This window comes from Streptomyces sp. NPDC050509, assembly GCF_044457965.1.
GTDB lineage: Bacteria > Actinomycetota > Actinomycetes > Streptomycetales > Streptomycetaceae > Streptomyces.
Genome location: NZ_JBITHL010000001.1, coordinates 1300947 through 1325159, shown reverse-complemented (window position 1 = coordinate 1325159; position 24213 = coordinate 1300947). Strand labels below are relative to the sequence as shown.

Below are 24213 nucleotides of genomic sequence, written 5' to 3'. Positions count from 1 at the left end.
GCGACAACGATCGCGACGATCGGGAAGAGAGCCGTTCATGGACTTCCTTCGCCCCGGAAGCTGGGAGGAGGCGCTCACCGCCAAGGCCGAGCATCCCGGCGCCGTCCCCATAGCGGGCGGCACGGACATCATGGTCGAGATCAACTTCGACCACCGGCGACCGGACCAGCTCCTGGACCTGAACCGCATCGACGAACTGCGGGAGTGGGAGGTCGGCGCGGAGGAGGTCGCGCTGGGCGCCTCCGTCCCGTACACCCACATCATGGAGCACCTGCGTGCCGAGCTGCCGGGCCTCGCGCTCGCCTCGCACACCGTCGCCTCCCCGCAGATCCGCAACCGCGGCGGCGTCGGCGGCAACCTCGGCACCGCCTCCCCGGCGGGCGACGCGCACCCGGCGCTGCTGGCGGCGGGCGCCGAGGTGGAGGCCGTGTCCGTACGGGGCTCCCGGCGCATTCCGATCGACGCGTTCTACACCGGGGTGAAGCGCAACGCGCTCGCGCCCGACGAACTCATCAGGGCGGTCCACATCAAGAAGGCGGACGGACCGCAGCAGTACTCGAAGGTCGGCACGCGCAACGCGATGGTCATCGCCGTCTGCGCCTTCGGGCTCGCGCTGCACCCGGACAGCCGTACGGTCAGGACGGGCATCGGCTCCGCCGCGCCCACCCCGGTCCGGGCGCGCGACGCCGAACTGTTCCTGAACGCGGCGCTCGACGAGGGCGGTTTCTGGGACAGCGGAAAGATCATCACACCGTCGATCGCGAAGCAGTTCGCGGACCTCGCCGCGGCGGCCTGCAACCCCATCGACGACGTACGCGGCACCGCCTCGTACCGGCGGCGCGCGGTCGGCATCATGGCCCGCCGCCAGCTCGGCTGGGCCTGGGAGCGGTACCGGGCCTCCGGTCACGGCCCCGGCGGACTCGAAGGAGCTGCGTAACCATGCGTGTCCATTTCACGGTCAACGGGCGCGAGCAGGAAGCCGACGACGTCTGGGAGGGCGAGAGCCTGCTCTACGTGCTGCGCGAGCGGATGGGCCTGCCGGGCGCCAAGAACGCCTGTGAGCAGGGCGAATGCGGTTCTTGTACGGTACGGCTCGACGGCGTCCCGGTCTGCGCCTGCCTGGTCGCGGCCGGTCAGGCCGAGGGGCGGGACATCCTCACCGTCGAGGGCCTGGCGGACCACGCCAGGAAGCGCGCGGGTGCCTGCGAGACCGGAGCCACCGACAGCACCGACGCCGCCGAGGGCGGCGAACTCTCCCCCGTCCAGCAGGCGTTCGTCGACGCGGGCGCCGTCCAGTGCGGCTTCTGCACCCCCGGTCTGCTGGTCGCCGCCGACGAGATGCTGGAGCGCAACCCCTCCCCGAGCGACGGGGACATCCGCGAGGCCCTCTCCGGCAACCTCTGCCGCTGCACGGGGTACGAGAAGATCCTGGACGCGGTCCGCCTCGCGGCCGCCCGGCAGGCCGCGCGCCAGGAAGAGGCGGTGTGACAGCCATGGCCACCACCACCGGCATCCCCACCAGCCTCACCCAGGGCTCCAGGACCCGCGGCGGGATAGGCGAGTCGACGCTGCGCCCCGACGGCACCCTCAAGGTCACCGGCGAGTTCGCCTACGCCTCCGACCTGTGGCACGAGGACATGATCTGGGGCCACACCCTGCGTTCCACCGTGGCCCACGCCGAGATCTGCTCCATCGACATCTCCCAGGCCCTGGCCACTCCCGGCGTCCACGCCGTGCTGACGTACGAGGACCTCCCTACCGCCGTCAAGCACTACGGCCTGGAGATCAAGGACACCCCCGTCCTCGCCCACGGCAAGGTACGCCACCACGGCGAACCGGTCGCCCTCGTCGCCGCCGACCATCCGGAGACCGCCCGCCGCGCCGCCGCGAAGATCAGGGTCGACTACGCCGACCTGCCCGTCGTCACCGACGAGGCGTCGGCGACCGCCCCCGGCGCCCCGCTGATCCACGAGAACCGCACCGACCACTACGCGGGCCATGTCCCGCACCCCAACGTCCTGCACCGCCAGCCGGTCGTCCGCGGCGACGCCGCCCTGGCCGCCGGGCGCGCCGATGTGATCATCACGGGCGACTACGTCTTCGGCATGCAGGACCAGGCGTTCCTCGGCCCGGAGTCCGGCCTCGCCGTACCCGCCGAGGACGGCGGCGTCGACCTCTACGTGGCCACCCAGTGGCTGCACGCCGACCTCGCGCAGATGGCGCCCGTCCTCGGCCTGCCCGAGGACAAGGTCCGGATGACGCTCTCGGGAGTCGGCGGGGCCTTCGGCGGCCGTGAGGACATCTCGATGCAGATCCACGCCTGCCTGCTGGCGCTGCGCACCGGCAAGCCGGTGAAAATGGTCTACAACCGCTTCGAGTCCTTCTTCGGCCATGTCCACCGCCACCCCGCCCGGCTCCACTACGAGCACGGCGCGACCCGCGACGGCAGGCTCACGCACATGAAGTGCCGGATCGTGCTCGACGGCGGCGCGTACGCCTCGTCCTCCCCGGCCGTCGTCGGCAACGCGGCCTCCCTCTCCGCCGGACCGTACGCCGTTGAGGACGTCGACATCGAGGCGCTCGCCCTCTACACCAACAACCCGCCCTGCGGCGCGATGCGCGGCTTCGGCGCCGTCCAGGCGTGCTTCGCGTACGAGGCGCAGATGGACAAGGTGGCCGCCGCGCTCGGCATGGACCCGGTGGAGTTCCGCCGGATCAACGCCATGGAACAGGGCACCCTGCTCCCGACCGGCCAGCGGGTCGACTCCCCGGCGCCCGTCGCCGAACTGCTGCGCCGCGTCAAGGCCCGGCCGCTCCCGCCCGAGCGGCAGTGGCTCCTCGCGGGGGAGGAGGCGGACGTACGGGCGCTGCCCGGCGGCCTCTCCAACACCACGCACGGCGAGGGCGTGGTCCGGGGCGTCGGTTACGCGGTCGGCATCAAGAACGTCGGCTTCTCGGAAGGCTTCGACGACTACTCCACCGCGCGCGTACGGCTCGAAGTGATCAACGGGGTGGCCGTCGCCGTCGTGCACACCGCGATGGCCGAGGTGGGGCAGGGCGGGGTCACCGTCCACGCACAGATAGCCCGCACCGAACTCGGGGTCACGCAGGTGACCATCGTCCCGGCGGACACCCGGGTCGGCTCGGCGGGCTCCACCTCCGCCTCCCGGCAGACCTATGTCACCGGCGGCGCCGTCAAGAACTCCTGCGAGCACGTGCGGGAGCGGGTCCTGGAGATCGGCCGGCGCCGCTTCGGCACGTACCACCCGGCGTGGGCCACGGCAGAGCTGCTGCTCGAAGGCGGCAAGGTCGTCACCGACGGCGGCGAGGTGCTGGCCGATCTGGTGGACGTCCTGGAGGACGAGGCGGTCGAGGTGGAGCTGGAGTGGCGCCACCGTCCGACCGAGGCGTTCGACCTCCGTACGGGACAGGGCAACGGCCATGTCCAGTACTCGTTCGCCGCGCACCGCGCGGTGGTGGAGGTCGACACGGAACTCGGGCTGGTCAAGGTGGTCGAACTCGCCGTCGCGCAGGATGTCGGCAAGGCGCTCAACCCGCTCTCCGTCCTCGGCCAGATCCAGGGCGGCTCCACGCAGGGCCTGGGCGTCGCGGTGATGGAGGAGATCATCGTCGACCCCGTGACGGCGAAGGTGCGCAACCCGTCCTTCACCGACTACCTGATCCCCACGATCCTCGACACCCCGAGCATGCCCGTCGACATCCTGGAACTGGCCGACGACCACGCGCCGTACGGACTGCGCGGCGTCGGCGAGGCGCCGACCCTCTCGTCCACGCCGGCGGTCCTCGCCGCGATCAGGGCGGCGACGGGTCTGGAGCTGAACCGGACGCCCGTACGGCCGGAACATCTCACCGGCACCTGAGGAGACCGACATGCTGGACATCGCGGAGGAGCTGCACCGGTGGGTCGGCCAGGGCCGCGACATCGCCGTCGCCACGGTGGTGGCCGTCGGCGGCAGCGCGCCCCGGCAGCCGGGGGCCGCGCTCGCCGTCGACGGCGACGGCGCGGCGATCGGCTCCGTCTCCGGCGGCTGCGTGGAGGGCGCCGTGTACGACATGTGCCGGCAGGCGCTGCGCGACGGCGCCACGGTCCTGGAGCGGTTCGGCTACAGCGACGACGACGCCTTCGCCGTCGGGCTCACCTGCGGCGGCGTCATCGACATCCTGGTGACCCCGCTGCGGTCCTCCACCCCGCTCGGCGCGGTGCTCGCCGCGGCCCTCGCCGCCGCCGCGCACGGGGAGCCCGCGGCGCTCGCGCGCATCACCGAAGGCCCGGCCGAACTGCTCGGCCGCGCCCTGCTCGTACGCCCCGACGGCTCGTACGAGGGCGGCTTCGGCGGCCATCAGGACCTGGACCGTACGGCGGCGGACGAGGCGCGCGCCCTGCTGGACACCGGTGGTACGGGCCAGATCCTGATCGGCGAGCGCGGATCGCGGTGCGGACGGCCGCTGACGCTGCTGGTCGAGACGTGCGCCGAACCCCCGCGCATGATCGTCTTCGGCGCGGTCGACTTCGCCGCCGCACTGGTCTCCACGGGGAAGTTCCTCGGCTACCACGTGACGGTCTGCGACGCGCGCCCCGTCTTCGCCACGCGCGCCCGCTTCCCGGCCGCCGACGAGGTCGTGGTCGACTGGCCGCACCGCTATCTGGCCAGGACCGCGGTCGACGGCCGTACGGTGCTCTGCGTGCTCACGCACGACGCCAAGTTCGATGTGCCGCTGCTGGAGATGGCGTTGCGGCTGCCCATCGCGTTCGTCGGCGCGATGGGGTCGCGGCGGACCCACGAGGACCGGGACCGGCGGCTGCGCGAGGCCGGTCTCACCGGCGCCGAACTGGCCGGGCTGCACTCGCCGATCGGCCTGGACCTCGGCGCCCGTACGCCCGAGGAGACCGCGCTGTCGATCGCGGCGGAGATCGTCGCCGCCCGGCGGGGCGGCAGCGGCGGCTCCCTGACGGGCGCGCGCACGCCGATCCACCACGACGGGGCGCGGGCGCCGCGGACCCGGATCGGGTCCGCGGCCTGAACGCGTGGGAGCCCGGCCGTCATGGCCCAGGCTCTCGGAGGCCCCGACCGCCACGAGCGGTCCGTCGGGCGCCGTTCCGTCCCGCGTCCCCCACGGATGCGGGGCGGAACGGCGCCTCAGCCCGCCTGTTGGGCAGGGTCGCGCCCCCGCGCCGGGTTACGGCAGTCCGAGCGGGGCGGCGATGTCGGGAACCGCCTCCTCCGGTGTGGGAGCGCTCCCATGAGCCTTGTCGAGGCGTCGCCCGTTGTCAAGGCCGGTGCGGAAGCGGGACGTCGGTCAGTGGTGTTATCGGCCAGTGCGCGGTGCGGCGCCCCACGCGGGGGGCGCCGCCCGGCGGGTCACCCCGACGTGCGCCGCACCAGTTCCGTACGGAGCACCACGTGCTGCCAGGCCGCCGAGGAGTCGTTGATCGTCTCCAGCAGCACCCGGGCCATCGTGCGGCCCATCTCCTCCACCGGCTGCCGTACGGATGTCAGCGGGGGGTCGGTGTGGCGGGCGATGGGGGAGTCGTCGAACCCCACCACGGCCACGTCCTCGGGCACCCTGCGGCCCACCGCCCGCAGCGCGTGCAGGGCGCCCACCGCCATCACGTCGGAGGCCGCGAACACCGCGTCGATGCCGGGGTTGCGGGTCAGCAGCTCCGTCATCGCGCGTCGTCCGCTCTCCTCCGTGAAGTCGCCGTGCGCGATCCACGAGGGCCCGGGGCCCGGGCCCTCGCCCGAGGTGTCCCGTACGGCCTCCTCGTACCCCCGGAGCCGGCACTGCGCCACGTACATGTCCAGCGGCCCGGTGATCGTGCCGATCGCGCGCCGCCCGGACTCCCAGAGATGGCGCACGGCGGCACGGGCACCGCCCACGTTGTCCGAGTCGACGTACGACACGGACTCCTCCCCGGAGCGCCGGCCGCTCAGGACCGTCGGCATCTCCATCTCCGCGAGCAGGTCGGGCAGCGGGTCGTCGCCGTGTACGGAGACCAGCAGGACGCCGTCGATCCGGCGGGCCCGCGCGTACTGGAGGAAGCGCTGCCGCTCACTCTCCGTACGGACGAGGGTCAGCAGGAGCTGGAGATCGGTGTCGGCGAGCCCGTCGCCCACGCCGTGCACGATGTCGGAGAAGTACGGCTCGGCGAAGAACCGCTTCTCGGTCTCCGGTATGACCAGCGCGACCGCGTCCGTACGGCTTCCCGCGAGCGCGCGGGCGGCGCGGTTGGGTATGTAGCCGAGCTGGGCGATCGCCTGTTCGACGAGGTGCCGGGTGGTGTCCTTCACGCGCGGCGAGTTGTTGATGACGCGGGAGACCGTGCCCCGGCCGACGCCCGCGAGCGCCGCGACCTCCTCCAGGGTGGGCTGGCCCGTGCGTGCCTTCGTCACCATCGTGCGACCTCCAGTCAGCCTGAACCCGGCCTGATCGGTGCGCAGGGCACGGGTTTCAGTCATCCAACCACTGGGAGCGCTCCCATGCACGAAATCACCCTGAGGTACACCCCCGCTACCACGGGAGACACCGGCCCGTCACCTTCCGTATGCAGAGCTGACGGTCTGTCAATTGCCGTTTGTTCCCTCGGGCGCGTTATCACTATCATCCGGCGATGATCATAAGTAGACGGTCGGCAGCCGCCGTGTGCGGTCTGGTGGCCACCCTGGCCGTAGGGCTCTTTCCTCCCGCCGCTGCCGCCGCCGATGAACCCACCGGTCAGCCGGCACCGAAGGTCGATCTCGTCCTCGACGTCAGCGGCTCGATGCGGACCCGCGACATCGACGGCCAGTCCCGGATGGCGGCGGCGAAACAGGCGTTCAACGAGGTGCTCGACGCCGTTCCGCAGGAAGTGGAACTGGGTATCCGCACGCTCGGCGCCGACTACCCGGGGAAGGACACCAAGGTCGGCTGCAAGGACACCAAGCAGCTCTACCCCGTGGGACCGCTGGACCGCACGGAGGCGAAGACCGCCGTCGCCACCCTCGCCCCCACCGGCTGGACGCCCATCGGCCCGGCCCTCCTCGGCGCCGCCCAGGACCTCGAAGGGGACGACGGCGCCACCCGCAGGATCGTCCTGATCACCGACGGCGAGGACACCTGCGCACCCCTCGACCCCTGCGAGGTCGCGCGCGAGATCGCCGCCAAGGGCATTCACCTCACCATCGACACCCTGGGCCTCGTCCCCGACGACAAGACCCGTCGGCAGCTCACCTGTATCGCCGAGGCCACCGGCGGCACCTTCACCTCCGTCCAGCACACCGACGAACTCTCGCGCCGCGTCACCCAGTTGGTCGACCGCGCCGCCGACCCCGTCGTCACCCCCGTCGCGACCGAGGGCGCCGCGCGCTGCGCCGACGCCCCGACCGTCAAGCCCGGCCTCTACAGCGACCGCGAGAAGTTCTCCGAGCACCGCTGGTACCGCGTGGACGTCCTCCCCGGCCAGGAACTGCGCGCCTCGGTGAGCATCGCCGCCGACCGCGCCGTCGACCAGGACTACGGCGTGCTGCTGCGTGCCGTGACCGTCCACGGCCGCGAGATCGTCCGCGGTTCCGAGGCGGGCGACGGACGTACGGACGTGATCTCGGCCGGGCTGCGCTACCCGAAGCCGGAGAGCGCCGACGCCGACGCCGACGAGAAGCCGGCCGCCGAGACGGTCTGCCTCCAGGTCAGCAACGCGTTCTCCGCGCCCGCCTCCGTCAAGACCACCCCGGGCCTGCCCGTCGAGCTGACCGTCGACCTCGTCGACGCGCCCGACACGGCCTCCGACGCCGCCGCGTTCGGCCTCGGCCGCGGCTGGTGGCTCCTCGGCGTCCTGGCGCTCACCGGTCTGCTCGCCGGACTGCTGTGGGGCTGGATCTCGCGCCTTCGTATCGTCTGGAGCAACTGATGCGTATCGCCGGTCTGTTCACACCCACCAGAGCCACCCGGTCCATGGTCACCGGGACCCTGCTCGCGGGAGCGCTGCTCCTCGGCACGGCGGGCGCCGCCGTCGCCGAGGACACCCCCTCGCCCTCCACCGACTCCGACAGCGCGCAGGCGCCGACCGAGGCCGGTACGTCGTTCCGTACGGCCACCGCCTTCCGCCCGGGACAGACGGCCACGGCGGACGGCTCCTCGGGCGACTACCTCTACTGGGTCTTCCCCGTGGACGCCGGGCAGCGCGCCACCGTCACCGCCAAGGTCACGCTCCCCGAGTCCGCCGCCGCGCGGAAGGGCTCGGCCACCTGGCAGGTGGACGTCTACGACGGTCTGCGCCGCCGCCAGCCGTGCGTGTACGGCGCCCAGACGAAGGCGCTCGCGGCTGACGCGAACACGGTCGAGCTGCGCTGTGTGCTCCGTACCGTACGGGCCTGGGCCGAGCCGTGGTCCAACGATCCGCTCCCCGGCAGCTACTACGTACGGCTCACCGTCCTGAACGCCGACGAGAAGGACCTCGGCCTGCCGGTCCGGGCGGAGATCGAGGCCGAGACCCCCGACCAGGGCGGCGCCCACGCGGTCGACGGCGCACTGTCCGTACCGCTGACGCCCGGCCGCACCACCGTCTCCCAGGAGGGCGGTGGCGCCTCCGCCGAGGGCGCCAGGCTCGCCGCGTCCGGCGTCGAACCGGAGGGCGGCTGGTCCTCCGGCTGGTGGTCGGACCGCTGGCTCTGGACCCTCGCCGGGGGCGTGCTCGGCGCGCTCGCGGGCATCGGCGGCTACACCCTGGCCCGCCCGGCCCGCCGGCCGACGGCGCCGTAACCGGGACCGGTTGACGGAAGGGAGGCCGCCCGGGTGTTCCCCGGGCCGCCTCCCCGGCGGTCACGCGTCCTCCGGCATCTCGCCCGTCCGGCACGCGCACGGGCAGGACGTCGGAGTGGTCACGGCGAATCCGGAACCGTGGGCGCGAACGATGGTGAACTCCTCGCACCTGTGCGCGGAGCGCAGTTCGAACAGTGCGGCGGCGAAGCAGGGAGCGCACGGGACCAGGGCTCCCGGCGTGCTGGGCAGGTTCTCGCCCGTGATGGGCGGCCCGTGCCAGACCACCGTCACCTCTCGTTCCTCGGAGCGGATGCCTCTCAGCGGGCGGTCAGGGAAGCCGTGCTGCATCGCGGGCCTCCCGTGCCGCCTCGCGCAGAGCCTTACCCGCGTCGCAGAGCGTGCCGGCGCCGCACGACGCGCACGCTTCCAGATGGTCCAGCCGTGCCCGGTACAACTCCGCGTGCCCCGGCGGCTCCAGGTGCTTCGCGCCCGCCCGGAGCAGGTCGGCCACGGCGTCCGGCGCGCAGAGCCGGCCGGACCTCTCCGGTGGGACAGCCCAGTACGGCAGCGTGGGGCCCGGTGTGGTGCGGTCGGGCCGGGGAGTGCCGAGCCAGGCCCCGCGGCCGAGGACCACCGCGTACGGCGAATGCCATGTCTCCGTCGTCCCCGCCGGGACCAGGGCGTAGTACCAGACGCCCGGGTGGCAGACCACCGGACCGCCGAGCAGGTCGGCCAGGGCGGCACACACCTGTGTCGGTACGGTGCTCACGGTCGCCGCGTGCACCAGGGGCGGCGGCATCTTGACGGCGTCGAAGCGGACGCCGAGCGGAAGCATGGCCGGACGGCCCCCGACCCAGTCGGCCCGCGCGATCTCCGGGTTGCCGGCGGTCTTCACCAGCCATCTTCCGATGGCGGCCAGGTCCCTGGCCTCCTCCCCGGCGACGGGAGGGTCTGCATGGGTGTGACGGGACGTCATGATCGGCTCCATGTGACGGTGTGTGCGGTGTCCGTCACATACTGTCCGGTGGGCAATGGCTGAAGTACCCCAAGATGGGGTACTTCGACCGTGGCAGCCCCCTTGACTACTCCAAGCCGAACCAGGTACTCAACGACCTCAACTCCTCGGTCGTACGGCGGTACTTCATTGTCAACAGCAGCGCGGCGTCCCGTGCCATCGGCTTGTACCGAGTCACCTGCGGTGCTGCCCTGCGCGCCTCTTGCAGGTTCTTGAGCGCCTCTTCCCGGCGGTCCGCCTCGATGTGAACCCTGGCGACGTTGATGTGATAAGCGCTCATCCGCGTGGGCGGGACCGAAGCGGGCAGCGTCTGATGGTCGTCGATGACCCTGTCGGCCTCTGCGGCTTGCTGTAGCTCCAGCCGGGCCTGAATCTCGTGGATGGCCAGGTTGCCCTGGCCGAACACCACGCTGTGGTGCCGCTGGTCCTCGGCGCGCGGTAACTGGTCGAGTAGGGCCCGGGCCGCTTCCAAGTGGTGGTCGGTGGCCGCCTCGTCGCGTTGTCTGGACGCCAGGGTGACCTCCCTCAGCCGCATTCCACCGAGAATCGTCACGAACTCGGTACCGCGTCCTTGGCCCTCGTCCGCCAGTTGCTCACGGGCGGCACGGAGGACGCGCAGACCGGCACCGTACTCGTGCGCCGACTTGAACGTCTCCACGCGCTTGTACTCCGCGAGCGCGACCAGCAAGGGATCTCCCGCGAGGTCTGCGGCCCAGCGAAGCCGGTCCTCGACCTGACCACGCAGGTCCGGGTAGCCGAGACGGTAGGTGAGCGTGTGGGCGAGGTCGTAGGCGAGGGTGAGTTGACGTGCGGCTTGTTGCTGCTCCCGGCCCGTGCGCAGATGCACGGAAGCGGTCAACTCCTCAAGGAGCGCGGGCAGAGATGCACCGAGGCGGGTGAGCTGGCCACGGACTCGGTAATCGGTCGCGGTCCTGAGATCCGCGCGGAGATCGGACAAGGAGCGGGGCGGGGCGAACCAGTCGCCGGGCAGGTCCCAGTGCCGCAGCGCTGCACGCACTTCGGTAATGGGCGCATGCACCTGCTGGTCCTGTGGAAGGTGACGGTAGGGCTGGCCGGTCAGGTCTTCGACGGTGACGTGCAGGACGCGGGCAACTCCTGCCAAGATGCTCGCGGTGGGCTGCCGTTCGCCCCGCTCGACCTTGCGGATCGCGCCGAGGGACAGGTGAGCGTGCTCGGCGAGCTGTCGCTGTGTGTATCCGGCCAGTTTTCGGCGGGCTGCCATGCGCGCGCCGATGTGCATCTCGGTGGGGTCGGGCATACCTGGCTCCGTTCTGCGCTGACACTGAGAACCGTACGCCCGGTCGGCATCGGGCGGCCTCGGCGCAGCAACGGCGCTTCGAGTGTGCCGGGCACCCTTACGGCAGCAGCCCCGCCCGCCGCGCCGCCACCACCGCCTCCAGCCGGGTGTGCGCGCCGAGCTTGCGCATCGCCGAGCGCAGATAGCCCTTCACCGTCTCCGGGCGCAGCCCCAGCAGTTCGGCCGCCTTCGCGTTGGTCGAGCCCGCCGCGACACAGGCCAGTACGTCCGTCTCGCGCGGCGCCAGCGCCGTCGGCGGCGGCTGAGCGTGCCGGGCGTCCGGGGGGCCGGCCGCGCCCGCGAGACGGCCGCAGACGGTGAGCAGTTCCTCGCGCAGCTCCGTGTCGAGTATCCGCGGCGCCAGGGCCCGCAGTTCGCTGTGGGCCGCGCGGACCTCCTCCCAGGCACCGGGGCCCGCGGGCAGTTCCCGGGTCGCCGAGAGCAGCCGCCGCACCTCGTCCCGTACGACCAGGGCCTGTTCGACGTCGCGCGCGGCGGCCACCGCCGCGTCGAAGGTGCGCTCGCCGATGGGCAGGGCGCTGCGCAGGGCGCCGTACAGGACGCCGCGCACCTTGCGCCGTACCACCACGGGCACCGCGAGCACCGAGCGCAGGCCCTCCGCCGCCACCGCCGCGTCGTACTCGTGGCTGATGTGGCGGGCCACCGCGTAGTCCGTGACCGCGCAGGGCCGTGACAGGGCCATGGACTTGCCGCCCAGGCCGTTGCCCGAGGAGATCGCCAGGGTGCGCAGCGCGCCGGTCGCCGTGCCGTTCAGCTCGGCGATCCGCAGATGCCCCGACTCGGGCAGGAGCCCGCCGAAGGCGACGGGCAGCCCGGTCGTCCTGCGCAGCCGCCCCAGCGCGGCCCGCATCTCCACCGCCTCGGCCACATCGGCCGCGCCGGCCGGCCGGGCCGTCTCGGCCCTGCCCTCTTCGGCCATGCCTTTTCCCTCCGCCCGCGTCGCCACCACCCCCGTCCGGGGGTGGTGAGACCTGCGTCACTGATTACACGATGTTAGTGAACGGTCCCGCAATGAGGAGGACATATGACGGCAAGGACACCGACCGGGCGCCCGGGTCCGCCCGGCGCCACCGTGACCGACCGGTTCCGGGCCGCCAGGGACTTCCTCCTCGCCCACCGCGAGGACTACGCGACGGCGTACGAGGGGTTCACCTGGCCGCGCCCCGAGCGCTTCAACTGGGCGCTCGACTGGTTCGACCGGATCGCCGAGGGCCCCGACGGGCGGGGCAACGACCGGCTCGCCCTGCACATCGTGGAGGAGGACGGCAGCCGTACCCGCGTCACGTACGCCGAGATGGCCGCCCGTTCCAACCGGACGGCGAACTGGCTGCGCGAGCGGGGGGTACGGGCCGAGGACCGGATCGTCGTCATGCTCGGCAACCAGGCCGAGCTGTGGGAGACCGCCCTCGCCGCGATGAAGCTGCGGGCCGTCGTCATCCCCGCCACGCCCCTCCTCGGCCCCGCCGACCTGCGGGACCGCGTCGAGCGCGGCCGGGCCGCCCATGTGATCGTGCGCGCCGAGGACACCGGGAAGTTCGCGGACGTCCCGGGCCGCTACACCCGGATCGCCGTGGGCGGCGCCCCCGAGGGCTGGCACGCGTACGAGGACGCCCGCGACCGGTCCGCCGACTTCGAGCCGGACGGTGTCACCCACGGGGACGACCCGCTGATGCTCTACTTCACCTCCGGGACGACCGCCCGCCCCAAGCTCGTCGAGCACACCCATGTCTCGTACCCGATCGGCCATCTCGCCACGATGTACTGGATCGGGCTGCGGCCGGGCGACGTCCATCTCAACATCGCCTCGCCGGGCTGGGCCAAGCACGCCTGGTCGAACCTCTTCGCGCCGTGGAACGCCGAGGCGACCGTCTTCCTCCACAACTACACCCGCTTCGACCCGGCCCGGCTGATGGCGGAGATGGACGGCGCGGGCGTCACCAGCTTCTGCGCCCCGCCCACCGTCTGGCGGATGCTCATCCAGGCCGATCTCTCGCTGCTGCGCACCCCGCCGCGCGAGGCCGTCGCGGCGGGCGAACCGCTCAACCCCGAGGTGATCGAGACCGTACGCCGCGAGTGGGGCGTGACGGTCAGGGACGGGTTCGGCCAGACGGAGACGGCCGTCCAGGTCGCCAACTCGCCGGGACAGCTCCTGAAGGCGGGATCCATGGGGCGGCCGACCCCCGGCTTCAAGGTCGAGCTGCTGGACCCGGTGACCGGCGAACCGGGCGTCGCCGAGGGCGAGATCTGTCTCGACCTCGCCGCCCACCCGGTCGGCCTGATGACCGGCTACCACGGCGAGCCGGACCGTACGGCGGAGGCGATGGCGGGCGGCTACTACCGGACCGGTGACATCGGGTCGCGCGACGCGGACGGCTACATCACGTACATCGGCCGCTCCGACGACGTCTTCAAGGCGTCCGACTACAAGATCTCGCCGTTCGAGCTGGAGAGCGCGCTGCTGGAGCACGAGGCGGTCGCCGAGGCCGCCGTGGTCCCCGCGCCCGATCCGCTGCGCCTCGCCGTGCCCAAGGCGTACGTCGTCCTCGCCGAGGGGTGGGAGCCGGGTCCCGACACGGCCAAGGTGCTCTTCGCCCACTCGCGCGCGCTGCTCGCGCCGTACAAGCGGATCCGCAAGCTGGAGTTCGCCGAACTGCCCAAGACCGTGTCGGGGAAGATCCGCCGCATCGAACTGCGCGAGCGGACGGCCGAGGGCTCCGGCGCGGAGTACGACGAGGGGGAGCTGCGATGACGTGGCGGGCGGCGCGGTCGTACACGCACGGGACGGGGACGACGGAACTGCTGCACGAGACCATCGGTGCCAACCTGGACCGGATGGTCGCCGCCTTCCCCGACCGGGAGGCGCTGGTCGACGTGGTGTCGGGGCGGCGCTGGACCTACCGGGAGTTCGGCGCGGCGGTCGGCACGCTGGCGCGGGCGCTGCTCGGGCACGGGGTGGCCAAGGGCGACCGGGTCGGGATCTGGGCCGTCAACTGCCCGGAGTGGGTGCTCGTGCAGTACGCCACGGCGCGGATCGGCGCGATCATGGTGAACATCAACCCGGCCTACCGGGCGCACGAGACGGAGTTCGTCCTCGACCAGTCCGGGATCTCCGTGCTGTTCGCGTCCCTCGCCCACCGGAGCAGCGACTACCGCGCCCTGGTCGACCAGGTGCGCGGACGCTGCCCCGAACTGCGCTCCGTGCACTACATCGGTGATCCGAGTTGGGATCAACTGCTGTGTGAGGCAGCGGAGGTGACGGATGAACAGCTAAAGGAGCGGGAGGCAGGGCTCTCCTGCGACGACCCGATCAACATCCAGTACACGTCGGGCACCACCGGCTTCCCCAAGGGAGCCACGCTCTCCCACCACAACATCCTCAACAACGGCTACTTCGTGGGGGAGACGGTCGGCTACACCGAACAGGACCGGGTCTGTCTGCCCGTGCCGTTCTACCACTGCTTCGGCATGGTGATGGGCAACCTCGGCGCCCTCTCGCACGGCGCGTGCGTCGTCATCCCGGCGCCGTCGTTCCAGGCCGCCGCGACCCTGGACGCGGTCCAGCGGGAGCGCTGCACCTCGCTCTACGGCGTGCCCACGATGTTCCTGGCCGAGCTGGACCTCCCCGGCTTCGCCGCGTACGACCTGTCCTCCCTGCGCACCGGGATCATGGCGGGCTCGCCCTGCCCGGTCGAGGTGATGAAGCGGGTCGTCGCCGAGATGAACATGCGGGAGGTGTCCATCTGTTACGGCATGACCGAGACCTCCCCGGTCTCCCTCCAGACCCGGCGCGACGACGACCTGGAGCGCCGTACGGGCACGGTCGGACGGGCGCTGCCGCACATCGAGGTCAAGGTGATCGACCCGGCGACCGGGGTGACGCTGCCGCGCGGCGAGCCGGGCGAGCTGTGCACGCGCGGGTACAGCGTGATGCTCGGCTACTGGAACGAGCCGGAGCGCACGGCCGAGGTGATCGACGCCGGGCGGTGGATGCACACCGGCGATCTCGCGGTCATCAGGGACGACGGCTACGCGCAGATCGTCGGCCGGATCAAGGACATGATCATCAGGGGTGGCGAGAACATCTACCCGCGCGAGATCGAGGAGTTTCTGTACGGCCACCCCAAGGTCGCCGACATACAGGTGATCGGGATCCCCGACCAGCGGCACGGCGAGGAGATCGTGGCCTGTGTGATCCCACGCGACCCGGCGGATCCGCCGTCGCGGGACGAGATCGTGGCGTACTGCCGGGAACGGCTCGCGCACTACAAGATCCCGCACCAGGTGGAGATCGTGGACGGCTTCCCGATGACGATCAGCGGAAAGGTCAGGAAGAACGAACTGCGGGAGCGCTTCTCGGGGTGAGCGACCGGGTCCCGTTCAGTTCTTCCGCAGCGGTGCCGGGAGCGCGCGGCGCATACAGACCCGGGGCCAGCGGTCGAGTCCGTGCGCGGCCTCCGCACGGCGGATCTCCCGCAGCCCGTCGGTGAGTTGGTCCTGGGTGAGAGTACGGAAGCCGAGGCGCGCGTAGTACGGGGCGTTCCACGGCACGTCGGCGAAGGTCGTGAGGGTGAGCGCCGTGAACCCGTCGCCGGCGGCCCGCCCGGCCAGGTGGTCGATCAGCGCCCGGCCGACACCGATCCGGGCGGCGTCCGGGTGCACCGAGACCTGCTCGACATGGGCGGCGCCGTCGACCGGGTCGTGGAGCAGATACGCGACGGGCGGCCCGCCGTACACGGTCTCGGCCACCCAGGCGCGGCCGGCGCTCCGGTAGCGCTCCAGTTCGGCGAGGGAGGGCGGCGCGTCGTCGGCGACGGCGGCCATGCCCAGCGCGCGGAACGGCTCGCCCGCCGCCGCCTCGATGTCCTGGAGGACGGGCAGGTCGGTGAGGACGGCGGGGCGGATGAGCGGGGGGCGCGCGAGCGGGGGACGGTGGGGCATGGAGCGAGTATGACGGCGTACGGGCGGCGCCGCGTGCGCGTGTCCCGTGGTCATGCCCCGGCCGAGACCAGTTCGTCCGCCGGGCCGTTGACCGGTCTCGGGGAGCCGGTGAGGTCCATGACGAAGAGCGGCAGCCCGAGGTCGTCGGCGCGGGCGCGGGCATCGTCCGCGTACCCCGCCAGGGAGAAGTAGACGCTCACCGCCGACGCGTTGAGCCCGTTGAGCCAGAGGCATTCGACGGAGCGCACGGACGCCGGGCTCATCGTCGGGTCGACCTGGGCGATCACATCGGGGCCGCGCAGATCGATGCCGGAGGCGGGCCGCTCGTCCGCCTGGACGACGCTCTTGAAGCCCAGCCAGCGCAGATAGAGCCCGGCCGCCGTCACCGCGTCGTGGGACGTACGGATCGTCAGCGGGCGGAACGCGGGGCGGGGCGAGGCGGCGGTCCTGGGCAGCGGGATATGAGCGGGCCGCTCGGGGATCCCGGCGGTTCGGGGCCGCTCCGGCGACTCCGGCCGCTCGGCCGGTTCGGTGGGTTCGGCCGGTTCGGTGAGTTCGTCAACGGGCCTGGTCCGTACGGGAATCCGCAGCACCGCACCGCACGGGCAGCCCAGTTCGGGCCGTGGCTGCTCGCACGCGGTTCCGCACTCGTCGCAGCGGACGGTCACCCACTCGTCCTCCCAGGTGCGGTGGGTGGCGGGCTCCACCGGCGCGCCCTGGGCGAGCGGCGGGGTCACCGGAGCGCCGCACACACAGGGGTAGACCGACGCCGTGAAGGTGTGACCGCTGCCGCAGGACGGACAGCGCACCGGAAGACTCTCACTCATCACGACCCCCACCGTTCGATTGCGCTCAGTGTTCCATCGTCCACCAAGAGCGAGGCAACGGGGAGAGGCTTTGGCCATCACTTGACGCGGGAGGTGCCCGTACGACGCGAGAGGCGACCGTGTGGGACCGGGCGGCGGCGGTGCCGGGCGCGACCGTACAGGTGTCGGTGCCGCCGCCGCCCGGAGTTCAGGGGGCCGGGATCAGGGAGCCGGGATCAGAGGGCCCGGATCAGGGGGTGCGCCAGCCGAAGGACTCGGCGCTCGGACGGTCGCCCGGCTTGTACTCCAGGCCGATCCAGCCGTCGTAACCGGTCTTGCGCAGCCGGCCGACCAGTTCCTCCAGCGGCAGCGTCCCGGTGCCCGGCGCGCCGCGCCCCGGGTTGTCCGCGATCTGTACGTGGCCGGTCCGGTCGGCGTACCGGTCGATCACCTCGGCCAGGTCCGCGCCGTTCATCGACAGGTGGTACAGGTCCAGCAGGAACGCGGCGTTGCCGAGGCCCGTGGCCTCGTTGACCCGGTCCGCGACCTCGACGGCGGAGGCGGCGCTGACCAGCGGGTAGTCCGGTGACTCGGGCCGGTTGAGCGCCTCGATCAGCAGGAGCGCCCCGACCTCGTGGGCCGCGCGGGCGGCCGGCACCAGGTTCTCCAGGGCCAGGGCGTCCTGGGCCGCCGGGTCCACACCGGGTACGCGGTTCCCGTACAGGGCGTTGAGCGCCGTGCACCCCGTGGCGGCGGCGAACTCGGCCGCGACCTCCACATTGGCGCGGAACCGCTCGGACTCCTCGCCGGGTACGGAGAGCGCGCCCCGGTCGGGCCCCGGCAGCAGGCCCGCGTAGAAGTTCAGCCCCACCAGTTGGGTACCGGCGTCCGCCAGGGCCGCGCGAAGATCGTCGAGTGCGGCGCGCGGCGGGGTGGGGGTGTCGGTCCAGGGCCACCACAGCTCCACCGCGGTGAAGCCCGCCGCCGCGGCGGCGGCCGGGCGTTCCAGCAGGGGGAGTTCGGTGAAGAGGATGGACAGATTCACATCGAATCGCTGCTCTGTGCCGCGCCAGGGCGGGGAGACATAGGCCATGGGGAGTCCACCTCTACTTCCGCATAGTGAAAGTGTTTTTCTGCTTCATGGAATGTTGCCTGGTGTGCTTCTGTGCTGTCAAGGACATCGGCGCGGCGGGACACGGCACGATGCGCAGGGCAGACCTCGCATGAGCAGACCTCGCATGAGCAGACCTCGCATGACAAGAGACGGAGACTTCGGTGACCTATCAGCAGCCGGTGCTGGACGACCTCGACCGGCAGATCCTCGCGGCGCTCGTCGCGAACGCGCGCACCAGCTTCACGGAGATCGGCCAGTCCATCGGGCTCTCGGCCCCCGCGGTGAAACGGCGGGTCGACCGGCTGCGCGAGGCCGAGGTGATCACCGGCTTCACCACGATCGTGCGGCCGGCGGCCCTCGGCTGGCGTACGGAGGCGTACGTCGAGGTGTTCTGCGACGCCGCGGGCCCGCCCCGGCGCCTCGCCGAGGTCGCCCGCACCTACCCCGAGGTGGTGGCCGCGGTGACCGTGACCGGCGGGGCGGACGCCCTGCTGCACATCAGGGCCGCCGACATCGACCACTTCGAGGCGGTGCTGGAGCGGATCAGGGCCGAGCCGTTCGTCACCCGTACCAACAGCTTCATCGCGCTGACCCATCTGCTGCCCAACAGCCCCGAGGCCGGCAGCCCCGGGACGACGCCCTGGCCTTCGGGCTGAACTCGGTCCCGACGGCGCGCATGTGATCGTCGCCCCCGGCGCCGGTCATGGTGGGTCAGGAACCCGCCGGGTCCTCCTCCGCCAGTACCCGCCCGGCCACCGCGAACGCCGAATTGGCCGCGGGGACACCGCAGTAGACCGCCGACTGGAGCAGCACCGCGCCGATCTCCTCCGGTGTCAGACCGTTCCGGCGTGCGGCCCGTACATGCATGGCGAGCTCGTCTTGGTGGCCGCCCGCCACCAGCGCCGTCAGGGTGATCATGCTGCGTTCGCGCCGGGTGAGGGCCGGATCGGTCCAGATCTCCCCCCACGCGTAGCGGGAGATGAAGTCCTGGAAGCGCGCGGTGAACGCGGTGGTCCCGGCCTGCGCCCGCGCCACATACGCGTCGCCCAGCACCTCGCGGCGGACCCGCATCCCGCTCGGCGGCGCGCCGCCGAGATGGGCCCTGAGCGCGGCGGTCACCTCGTCCGGCCGCTCGGCGGGCGCGAGATGGGCGGCGCCCGGCAGTTCGACGAGCGTGGCGCCGGGCACCGCGTCCGCGATCTCCCGGGAGTGCGCGGGCGGGGTCGCCGGGTCCTCGCGGCCCGCGACGACCAGGGTCGGCGCGGTGACGGAGGGAAGGAGGTCGCGGATGTCGTACGCGCCCAGCGCGTCGCAGCATGCGGCGTACCCGGCGGGGTCGGCGTCGCGTACGTCGTCGACCAGCGTCTCCACCGTGAACCCCGGGGTGAACCAGCGGCTCGGCGACGCCTCCGCGATCCCGGCCATCCCCTCCCGGCGCGCGAGGGCGGCACGCTCCTCCCAGGGCCCCCGGGCGCCGAAGTGAGCGGAGGAACAGACCACGGCCAGACTCGTCACCCGCTCCGGGGCGTGCGTGGCGAGATGCAGTCCGACGGCGCCGCCGAGGGAGACCCCGGCGTACGCGAAACGGTCCAGGGAGAGCGAGTCCGCCAGCGCCAGCACGAGGTCCGCGAGATCGGCGACCGTCGCCCCGGGGCCGATCAGACCGGCGTCGGAGCCGCCGTGGCCCGGCAGGTCCCACCGTACGACCCGGTGGGAGACGGCGAGTTCGGGCGCTACCCCGTCCCAGAGCGCCAGCGAGGTGCCGAGCGAGGGGCCCAGGAACAGCGGGGGGGCGGAGGCGGGCCCCTCGGCCCGATGGTGCAGCGACGCGGCGGGGGTCGCGGTGGTCTCGTTCTTGTCCGAGGTGGTCAACGTCGCTCCAGGGCACGGTCGGTGAGGGGTCCGGCGCTGCCGGTGTACCGGGTGGGGTCGGTGAGTTCGGCGAGGTCCAGGCCCGTGAGCCCCGGCTCGTCCGCGAGCACCGCGGTGAGGACCGCGGCCAGGGTGGTGGACTCGGTACGGGAGCGCCGCGCGGCCTCGGTGAGCAGCGCCTTCGCGCGGGCCCGGCCGACGAGCGGGGCGAGTTCGGCCGACAGCCGCTCCGAGACGATCAACCCGTGGGTGAGATACAGGTGTTCCCGCATGGCCCCGGCGTGGACCCTTAGCCCTTCCGTGAGTTCGGCCGCGTCCCGCGCCGCGCCGCCCACCAGGCGGAGCAGATCGCGCAGCGGCTCCCATTCGGCGTGCCAGGCGCCCGCGGGCCGTTCGTCCTCGGCGGCCATCGAGCCGAACAGCGTCGCCGCGAGGGCGGGGGCGCGCCGGGCCGCGGCGGCGATCAGTGTGGCCCGTACGGGGTTCGCCTTGTGCGGCATGGCGGAGGAGCCGCCGCCCGCGCCCTCGGACACCTCGCCGATCTCGGTACGGGAGAGCGTGAGGACATCGGCGGCCGGCTTGCCGAGCGCGCCCGCCGTGAAGGCGAGGGCGGCGGCCAGGTCAGCGACGGGGGTACGGAGGGTGTGCCAGGGCAACGCCGGTTCCGCCAGCCCGAGTTCAGCGGCGAAGACGGCCGGCAGCCGCAGCCCGGCGCTGTGCTCGGCGCCGCCCTCGCCTGGGAGGAGCCCGCCCGCCACCGGAGCGGACGCCTCGCGTCCGTACGCGTCGAAGGCCGCCAACGTACCGGCCGCACCGCCCAGTTGGGCGGGGAGCGCCGCGCGGACCACGCGCAGCCGGTCGCGGGCGTCCAGCACCAGGCTCCGCCAGCCCGCCGCCTTCAGCCCGAAGGTCGTCGGGACCGCGTGCTGGGTGAGCGTACGGCCCGGCATCACCGTGTCGCGGTGCTCGGCCGCCAGCCGCGCCAGCGCCCGTTCCGTACGGTCCAGATCCGCCAGGACCGGTTCCAGCGTCCGCGCGGCCACCAGCATCGCCGCGGTGTCCAGGATGTCCTGGCTGGTCGCGCCCCGGTGGACGTACGGCGCGAACGCGGGCGGCAGCGCGGCGGTGAGGTCGGCCACCAGCGGTATCACCGGATTGCCGCCGTCGCGGGCGCGCAGCGCGAGATCCCGGGCGTCGAAGCGCGCCGCGTCGCACGCCGCGCCGACCGCGCGCGCCGCCCGGTCCGGGGCCAGACCCAGCGCCGCCTGCGCGCGGGTGAGCGCGGCCTCCGCGTCCAGCATCGCGCGGAGGAACGCCGGGTCACCGGTGGCGGTCTCCGCGCGGCAGCCCGCCCGGCCGGGGGCGAGCAGCCCGGTGTCCAGCGGCCCGGTGCGGTCGGCGCCGGGTGTGTCGTACAGGCTCACCGGAACTCCAGAAAGACCGTTTCCCCTTCGCCCTGAAGGCGGATGTCGAAACGGTACGCGCGCGGCGCGCCGGACTCGGGAACGGCGAGCAGCGTGGCGCGCCGCCCGGCGTCCAGCGAGGTCAGCAGCGGATCGCCGGTGTCCTCCAGATAGGCGCGGGTGTAGAGGTGGTGGAGCAGGCCACGGGCGAAGACCGCGACGCTGAGGTACGGGACGCCGCCCGGCGGCAGCGTACGCACCGCCCAGTGCCCGTCGGCGTCCGTCGGGACACGCCCGAAGCCGGTGAAGTCGACGCCGTTACGCCCGAGGACCCGGCCGGTGACCGGGTCGTGGCGCAGCGATCCCGGCTTCCCGGTGCGCGAGCCGTCGGGCGCGGGCTGCCAGGTCTCGACGAGCGCGTCGGGCACGGGGGCGCCGGCGCCGTCGTACACGTATCCGTGCAGGGTGAGCGTGTCGGGGTGACCGGCCGGGGCGATGTCGCCGCCGCCCTCGAAGGGCAGCGCGTATCCGTAGAACGGGCCGACCGTCTGCGACGGCGTGGGCCCGAAGGACCCTGTCGTTGTGGTGGGCGTGGACATCAGTGGTCGCCGCCTTCCTCGAAGAGCGTGGCGGACGGGCCGTCCAGGACGATGTCCCAGCGGTAGCCCAGGGACCATTCGGGGACGGACAGCTCATGGTCGTACGCCGCCACCAGACGGGCCCGCGCCGACGCGTCGGTCACCGACTGGAGGACCGGGTCGTACGGGAAGATCGGGTCGCCGGGGAAGTACATCTGCGTGACCAGGCGCTGGCTGAACGCCGTACCGAAGAGCGAGAAGTGGAGGTGCGCGGGACGCCAGGCGTTGACGTGGTTGCGCCACGGGTAGGCGCCCGGCTTGACCGTGGTGAACGCGTAATGCCCCTGATCGTCCGTCAGGCACCGCCCGAAACCGGTGAAGTTCGGGTCCAGTGGCGCCGGATGCTGGTCGAGCTGGTGCGCGTACCGGCCCGACGCGTTGGCCTGCCACAGCTCCACGAGCTGACCGCGTACCGGCCGCCCCGCCCGGTCGAGCACCCGGCCCGAGACGGTGATCCGCTCGCCGAGCGGCTCGCCCTGGTGCTGCCGGGTCAGATCGCGGTCGAGCGCGGTGACGTCGGTGACACCGAACGCCGGCCCCGTCAGCTCCACGGCCTCGGGGTCCCGCAGCGGTATCAGCGGCTGTTTCGGATGGCGCAGACGGCTGCTGCGGTACGGCGGATAGTCGCGCGGCGGATGGTTCCCGGCGGCCGACGACGTCTGTGCCTCGGCGCCTTCGGCGGCTTTGGCGACCTCGGCGTCGATCTCGCGCTGGCTCAGCCCGTCGGGCAGGGGAGTGGTGGTCACAGGACGGCTCCGTGGGTACGGGGATGCGGCGGAACAGGCTCGGCGGTACGGACCGCTGCGGCGGTCTTCTCGACGATCTCGGCGGCGGTCACCCCGGGCGCGCACTCCACCAGCACCAGCCCGTCGCCCGTGACGTCGAGTACCCCGAGGTCGGTGATGATCCGGTTCACGCACCCCTTGCCGGTCAGCGGCAGGGCGCACTCCTGAAGGATCTTCGGGCCGCCGTCCTTGGCGGTGTGCGTCATCACGACGATGACCGTGCGCGCGCCGTGGACCAGGTCCATCGCCCCGCCGATGCCGGTGATCAGCTTGCCGGGGACGGCCCAGTTGGCGAGGTCCCCCCGGGCGGAGACCTGCATCGCGCCCAGTACGGCGACATCGATGTGGCCGCCTCGGATCATGCCGAAGGAGAGCGCGGAGTCGAAGTACGAGGCACCGGGCAGGACGGTGACGGTCTCCTTGCCCGCGTTGATCAGATCGGGGTCGACCTCGTCCTCCGTGGGGTACGGTCCGACGCCGAGGATGCCGTTCTCCGACTCCAGGACCACTTCCACGCCGTCCGGGAGGTGGTTGGGGATCAGCGTCGGCAGGCCGATGCCGAGATTGACGTAACCCCCGTCGGGGAGTTCCCGCGCGGCCCGGGCGGCCATCTGCTCCCTGGTCCAGGCCATCAGTGACGCACCGTCCTCTTCTCGATCCCCTTGTCGGCGGCCTGCTCCGGGGTGAGCGCCACGACACGCTGGACGAAGATCCCCGGGAGGTGCACCTCGTCCGGCGGGATCCCGCCGGGCTCCACCAGCTCCTCCACCTCGGCGACGGTCACCCGGCCCGCCATGGCGGCGAGCGGGTTGAAGTTGCGGCTGGACCGGTTGAAGACCAGGTTCCCGTGCCGGTCGCCCTTCGCCGCGCGGACCAGCGCGAAGTCGGTACGGATGCCGCGCTCCAGCACGTACTCCGTACCGTCGAAGTCGCGCACCTCCTTGGCCGGTGACGCGAGCGCGACGCCGCCCCGCCCGTCGTACCGCCAGGGCAGCCCGCCCTCGGCGACCTGGGTGCCGACACCGGCGGGGGTGTAGAAGGCGGGGATGCCGCAGCCGCCGGCCCGCAGCCGTTCGGCGAGGGTGCCCTGCGGGATCATCTCGACCTCGATCTCACCGGCCAGGTACTGCCGGGCGAACTCCTTGTTCGCCCCGATGTACGAACCGGTCACCCGCGCGATACGGCCCGCGGCCAGCAGCACGGCCAGTCCCGATTCCAGGGCGCCGCAGTTGTTGGAGACCACGGCGAGATCGCGGACGCCGCGCGCGTACACCGCCTTGATCAGCTCGTTCGGCACCCCGCTCAGACCGAAGCCGCCCACGGCGAGGGACACCCCGTCCCGGGTGTCGGCCACGGCCTCCGCGGCGGTGGCGACCACCTTGTCCATGCGTGAATCCCCCTCTCATCCGGCGCCCCGCACCCTCGAATGCTCAGGGCACTGACTATCTCTTCGAGGTTCGACACAAGCTGCCATCCGCCCCCACATCCGTCAAGAGCGGCGACGGGGCGTCATCGGGGCGCGTATCGTTCAGTGCACCAACGAAAT

General features: G+C 72.5%; 23 protein-coding genes. 9 read left to right on the top strand and 14 right to left on the bottom strand.

The genetic code is table 11. From position 1 onward, the window contains the following. Window positions 1–37 precede the first annotated feature (37 nt). Genes ACIBJC_RS05050 through ACIBJC_RS05035 form a run of 4 tightly spaced genes read left to right on the top strand, consistent with a single transcriptional unit; the run spans window position 38 to window position 5043 of the window. The gene (locus ACIBJC_RS05050; protein ID WP_399287875.1) at window positions 38–937 is read left to right on the top strand and encodes an FAD binding domain-containing protein; all 900 of its coding nucleotides are present in this window, start codon (window positions 38–40) and stop codon (window positions 935–937) included. A gap of 2 nt (window positions 938–939) precedes the next feature. Next, complete coding sequence (locus ACIBJC_RS05045) at window positions 940–1488, top strand: (2Fe-2S)-binding protein (RefSeq protein ID WP_399287872.1); 549 nt, start codon at window positions 940–942, stop codon at window positions 1486–1488. A gap of 5 nt (window positions 1489–1493) precedes the next feature. Beyond that, on the top strand, window positions 1494–3881 hold the full coding sequence (locus ACIBJC_RS05040; RefSeq protein ID WP_399287869.1) for a xanthine dehydrogenase family protein molybdopterin-binding subunit: 2388 nt from the start codon (window positions 1494–1496) through the stop codon (window positions 3879–3881). A 10-nt stretch (window positions 3882–3891) separates the two neighbouring features. Further along, the gene (locus ACIBJC_RS05035; protein WP_399287868.1) at window positions 3892–5043 is read left to right on the top strand and encodes an XdhC family protein; all 1152 of its coding nucleotides are present in this window, start codon (window positions 3892–3894) and stop codon (window positions 5041–5043) included. Window positions 5044–5381: 338 nt separating this feature from the next. Here ACIBJC_RS05035 and ACIBJC_RS05030 read toward each other — a convergent pair whose 3' ends face one another. After that, complete coding sequence (locus tag ACIBJC_RS05030; protein WP_399288161.1) at window positions 5382–6416, bottom strand: LacI family DNA-binding transcriptional regulator; 1035 nt, start codon at window positions 6414–6416, stop codon at window positions 5382–5384. A gap of 215 nt (window positions 6417–6631) precedes the next feature. On the opposite strand from ACIBJC_RS05030, the gene ACIBJC_RS05025 reads away from it, so the two are divergent. Together ACIBJC_RS05025 and ACIBJC_RS05020 are read left to right on the top strand one after the other, a co-directional pair. Next, window positions 6632–7906, top strand: coding sequence for a VWA domain-containing protein (locus ACIBJC_RS05025; protein ID WP_399287865.1), 1275 nt, complete (start codon window positions 6632–6634; stop codon window positions 7904–7906). Then, window positions 7906–8757 carry a hypothetical protein gene (locus tag ACIBJC_RS05020; RefSeq protein ID WP_399287862.1) on the top strand — a complete coding sequence of 284 codons (852 nt, stop codon included), beginning with the start codon at window positions 7906–7908 and terminating at the stop codon, window positions 8755–8757. Before ACIBJC_RS05025 ends, ACIBJC_RS05020 begins: the two co-directional genes overlap by 1 nt. Window positions 8758–8817: 60 nt before the next feature. Here ACIBJC_RS05020 and ACIBJC_RS05015 read toward each other — a convergent pair whose 3' ends face one another. From ACIBJC_RS05015 to ACIBJC_RS05000, 4 genes are all read right to left on the bottom strand, one after another. Beyond that, window positions 8818–9048, bottom strand: coding sequence for a hypothetical protein (locus ACIBJC_RS05015; protein WP_399287859.1), 231 nt, complete (start codon window positions 9046–9048; stop codon window positions 8818–8820). A 37-nt stretch (window positions 9049–9085) separates the two neighbouring features. Continuing rightward, complete coding sequence (locus ACIBJC_RS05010) at window positions 9086–9733, bottom strand: hypothetical protein (protein WP_399287856.1); 648 nt, start codon at window positions 9731–9733, stop codon at window positions 9086–9088. A 106-nt stretch (window positions 9734–9839) separates the two neighbouring features. Then, window positions 9840–11051: a helix-turn-helix domain-containing protein gene (locus ACIBJC_RS05005; RefSeq protein WP_399287853.1), complete on the bottom strand. Its 1212-nt coding sequence runs from the start codon at window positions 11049–11051 to the stop codon at window positions 9840–9842. A gap of 97 nt (window positions 11052–11148) precedes the next feature. Beyond that, window positions 11149–12030, bottom strand: a complete 882-nt coding sequence (locus ACIBJC_RS05000; RefSeq protein ID WP_399287850.1) for a response regulator transcription factor — start codon at window positions 12028–12030, stop codon at window positions 11149–11151. Window positions 12031–12135: 105 nt separating this feature from the next. Here ACIBJC_RS05000 and ACIBJC_RS04995 point away from each other — a divergent pair, with 105 nt between their 5' ends. Together ACIBJC_RS04995 and ACIBJC_RS04990 are read left to right on the top strand one after the other, a co-directional pair. After that, on the top strand, window positions 12136–13860 hold the full coding sequence (locus ACIBJC_RS04995) for an AMP-binding protein (RefSeq protein ID WP_399287847.1): 1725 nt from the start codon (window positions 12136–12138) through the stop codon (window positions 13858–13860). After that, a complete protein-coding gene (locus ACIBJC_RS04990; RefSeq protein WP_399287845.1) occupies window positions 13857–15473 on the top strand; it encodes an AMP-binding protein in 1617 nt (538 codons plus the stop codon). Before ACIBJC_RS04995 ends, ACIBJC_RS04990 begins: the two co-directional genes overlap by 4 nt. Before the next feature lie 15 nt (window positions 15474–15488). Here ACIBJC_RS04990 and ACIBJC_RS04985 read toward each other — a convergent pair whose 3' ends face one another. The 3 genes from ACIBJC_RS04985 to ACIBJC_RS04975 form a co-directional block, all read right to left on the bottom strand. Further along, window positions 15489–16049, bottom strand: a complete 561-nt coding sequence (locus ACIBJC_RS04985; protein WP_399287842.1) for a GNAT family N-acetyltransferase — start codon at window positions 16047–16049, stop codon at window positions 15489–15491. 50 nt (window positions 16050–16099) lie between these two features. Beyond that, window positions 16100–16876 carry a hypothetical protein gene (locus tag ACIBJC_RS04980; protein WP_399287840.1) on the bottom strand — a complete coding sequence of 259 codons (777 nt, stop codon included), beginning with the start codon at window positions 16874–16876 and terminating at the stop codon, window positions 16100–16102. A gap of 229 nt (window positions 16877–17105) precedes the next feature. Beyond that, window positions 17106–17948, bottom strand: a complete 843-nt coding sequence (locus ACIBJC_RS04975) for a TIM barrel protein (RefSeq protein WP_399287837.1) — start codon at window positions 17946–17948, stop codon at window positions 17106–17108. 182 nt (window positions 17949–18130) lie between these two features. Here ACIBJC_RS04975 and ACIBJC_RS04970 point away from each other — a divergent pair, with 182 nt between their 5' ends. Continuing rightward, window positions 18131–18625 carry an Lrp/AsnC family transcriptional regulator gene (locus ACIBJC_RS04970; RefSeq protein WP_399287835.1) on the top strand — a complete coding sequence of 165 codons (495 nt, stop codon included), beginning with the start codon at window positions 18131–18133 and terminating at the stop codon, window positions 18623–18625. 55 nt (window positions 18626–18680) lie between these two features. Here ACIBJC_RS04970 and pcaD read toward each other — a convergent pair whose 3' ends face one another. The 6 genes from pcaD to ACIBJC_RS04940 are packed head-to-tail and all read right to left on the bottom strand — an operon-like array spanning window position 18681 to window position 24054. Beyond that, window positions 18681–19841, bottom strand: a complete 1161-nt coding sequence (gene pcaD / locus ACIBJC_RS04965) for a 3-oxoadipate enol-lactonase (protein ID WP_399287832.1) — start codon at window positions 19839–19841, stop codon at window positions 18681–18683. After that, window positions 19838–21265: a 3-carboxy-cis,cis-muconate cycloisomerase gene (gene pcaB / locus ACIBJC_RS04960; RefSeq protein WP_399287830.1), complete on the bottom strand. Its 1428-nt coding sequence runs from the start codon at window positions 21263–21265 to the stop codon at window positions 19838–19840. The genes pcaD and pcaB overlap by 4 nt, the downstream gene beginning before the upstream one ends. After that, window positions 21262–21843 (bottom strand): protocatechuate 3,4-dioxygenase subunit alpha, encoded by a 582-nt coding sequence (gene pcaG / locus ACIBJC_RS04955; RefSeq protein ID WP_399287828.1) that lies wholly within the window; start codon window positions 21841–21843, stop codon window positions 21262–21264. Before pcaG ends, pcaB begins: the two co-directional genes overlap by 4 nt. Beyond that, window positions 21843–22628: a protocatechuate 3,4-dioxygenase subunit beta gene (gene pcaH, locus ACIBJC_RS04950; RefSeq protein ID WP_399287825.1), complete on the bottom strand. Its 786-nt coding sequence runs from the start codon at window positions 22626–22628 to the stop codon at window positions 21843–21845. Before pcaH ends, pcaG begins: the two co-directional genes overlap by 1 nt. Further along, the gene (locus ACIBJC_RS04945; protein ID WP_399287821.1) at window positions 22625–23299 is read right to left on the bottom strand and encodes a CoA transferase subunit B; all 675 of its coding nucleotides are present in this window, start codon (window positions 23297–23299) and stop codon (window positions 22625–22627) included. The genes pcaH and ACIBJC_RS04945 overlap by 4 nt, the downstream gene beginning before the upstream one ends. Beyond that, a complete protein-coding gene (locus tag ACIBJC_RS04940) occupies window positions 23299–24054 on the bottom strand; it encodes a CoA transferase subunit A (RefSeq protein ID WP_329828042.1) in 756 nt (251 codons plus the stop codon). The genes ACIBJC_RS04945 and ACIBJC_RS04940 overlap by 1 nt, the downstream gene beginning before the upstream one ends. Window positions 24055–24213: the final 159 nt, after the last annotated feature.

Excerpts from the sequence above, each read along its gene's own strand:
- ACIBJC_RS05050 (WP_399287875.1), top strand. The coding sequence starts at position 38 with ATGGACTTCCTTCGCCCCGGAAGCTGGGAGGAGGCGCTCACCGCCAAG.
- ACIBJC_RS05045 (WP_399287872.1), top strand. The coding sequence starts at position 940 with ATGCGTGTCCATTTCACGGTCAACGGGCGCGAGCAGGAAGCCGACGAC.
- ACIBJC_RS05040 (WP_399287869.1), top strand. The coding sequence starts at position 1,494 with ATGGCCACCACCACCGGCATCCCCACCAGCCTCACCCAGGGCTCCAGG.
- ACIBJC_RS05035 (WP_399287868.1), top strand. The coding sequence starts at position 3,892 with ATGCTGGACATCGCGGAGGAGCTGCACCGGTGGGTCGGCCAGGGCCGC.
- ACIBJC_RS05030 (WP_399288161.1), bottom strand. The coding sequence starts at position 6,416 with ATGGTGACGAAGGCACGCACGGGCCAGCCCACCCTGGAGGAGGTCGCG.
- ACIBJC_RS05025 (WP_399287865.1), top strand. The coding sequence starts at position 6,632 with ATGATCATAAGTAGACGGTCGGCAGCCGCCGTGTGCGGTCTGGTGGCC.
- ACIBJC_RS05020 (WP_399287862.1), top strand. The coding sequence starts at position 7,906 with ATGCGTATCGCCGGTCTGTTCACACCCACCAGAGCCACCCGGTCCATG.
- ACIBJC_RS05010 (WP_399287856.1), bottom strand. The coding sequence starts at position 9,733 with ATGACGTCCCGTCACACCCATGCAGACCCTCCCGTCGCCGGGGAGGAG.
- ACIBJC_RS05005 (WP_399287853.1), bottom strand. The coding sequence starts at position 11,051 with ATGCCCGACCCCACCGAGATGCACATCGGCGCGCGCATGGCAGCCCGC.
- ACIBJC_RS05000 (WP_399287850.1), bottom strand. The coding sequence starts at position 12,030 with ATGGCCGAAGAGGGCAGGGCCGAGACGGCCCGGCCGGCCGGCGCGGCC.
- ACIBJC_RS04995 (WP_399287847.1), top strand. The coding sequence starts at position 12,136 with ATGACGGCAAGGACACCGACCGGGCGCCCGGGTCCGCCCGGCGCCACC.
- ACIBJC_RS04990 (WP_399287845.1), top strand. The coding sequence starts at position 13,857 with ATGACGTGGCGGGCGGCGCGGTCGTACACGCACGGGACGGGGACGACG.
- ACIBJC_RS04985 (WP_399287842.1), bottom strand. The coding sequence starts at position 16,049 with ATGCCCCACCGTCCCCCGCTCGCGCGCCCCCCGCTCATCCGCCCCGCC.
- ACIBJC_RS04980 (WP_399287840.1), bottom strand. The coding sequence starts at position 16,876 with ATGAGTGAGAGTCTTCCGGTGCGCTGTCCGTCCTGCGGCAGCGGTCAC.
- ACIBJC_RS04975 (WP_399287837.1), bottom strand. The coding sequence starts at position 17,948 with ATGGCCTATGTCTCCCCGCCCTGGCGCGGCACAGAGCAGCGATTCGAT.
- pcaG (WP_399287828.1), bottom strand. The coding sequence starts at position 21,843 with ATGTCCACGCCCACCACAACGACAGGGTCCTTCGGGCCCACGCCGTCG.
- ACIBJC_RS04945 (WP_399287821.1), bottom strand. The coding sequence starts at position 23,299 with ATGGCCTGGACCAGGGAGCAGATGGCCGCCCGGGCCGCGCGGGAACTC.
- ACIBJC_RS04940 (WP_329828042.1), bottom strand. The coding sequence starts at position 24,054 with ATGGACAAGGTGGTCGCCACCGCCGCGGAGGCCGTGGCCGACACCCGG.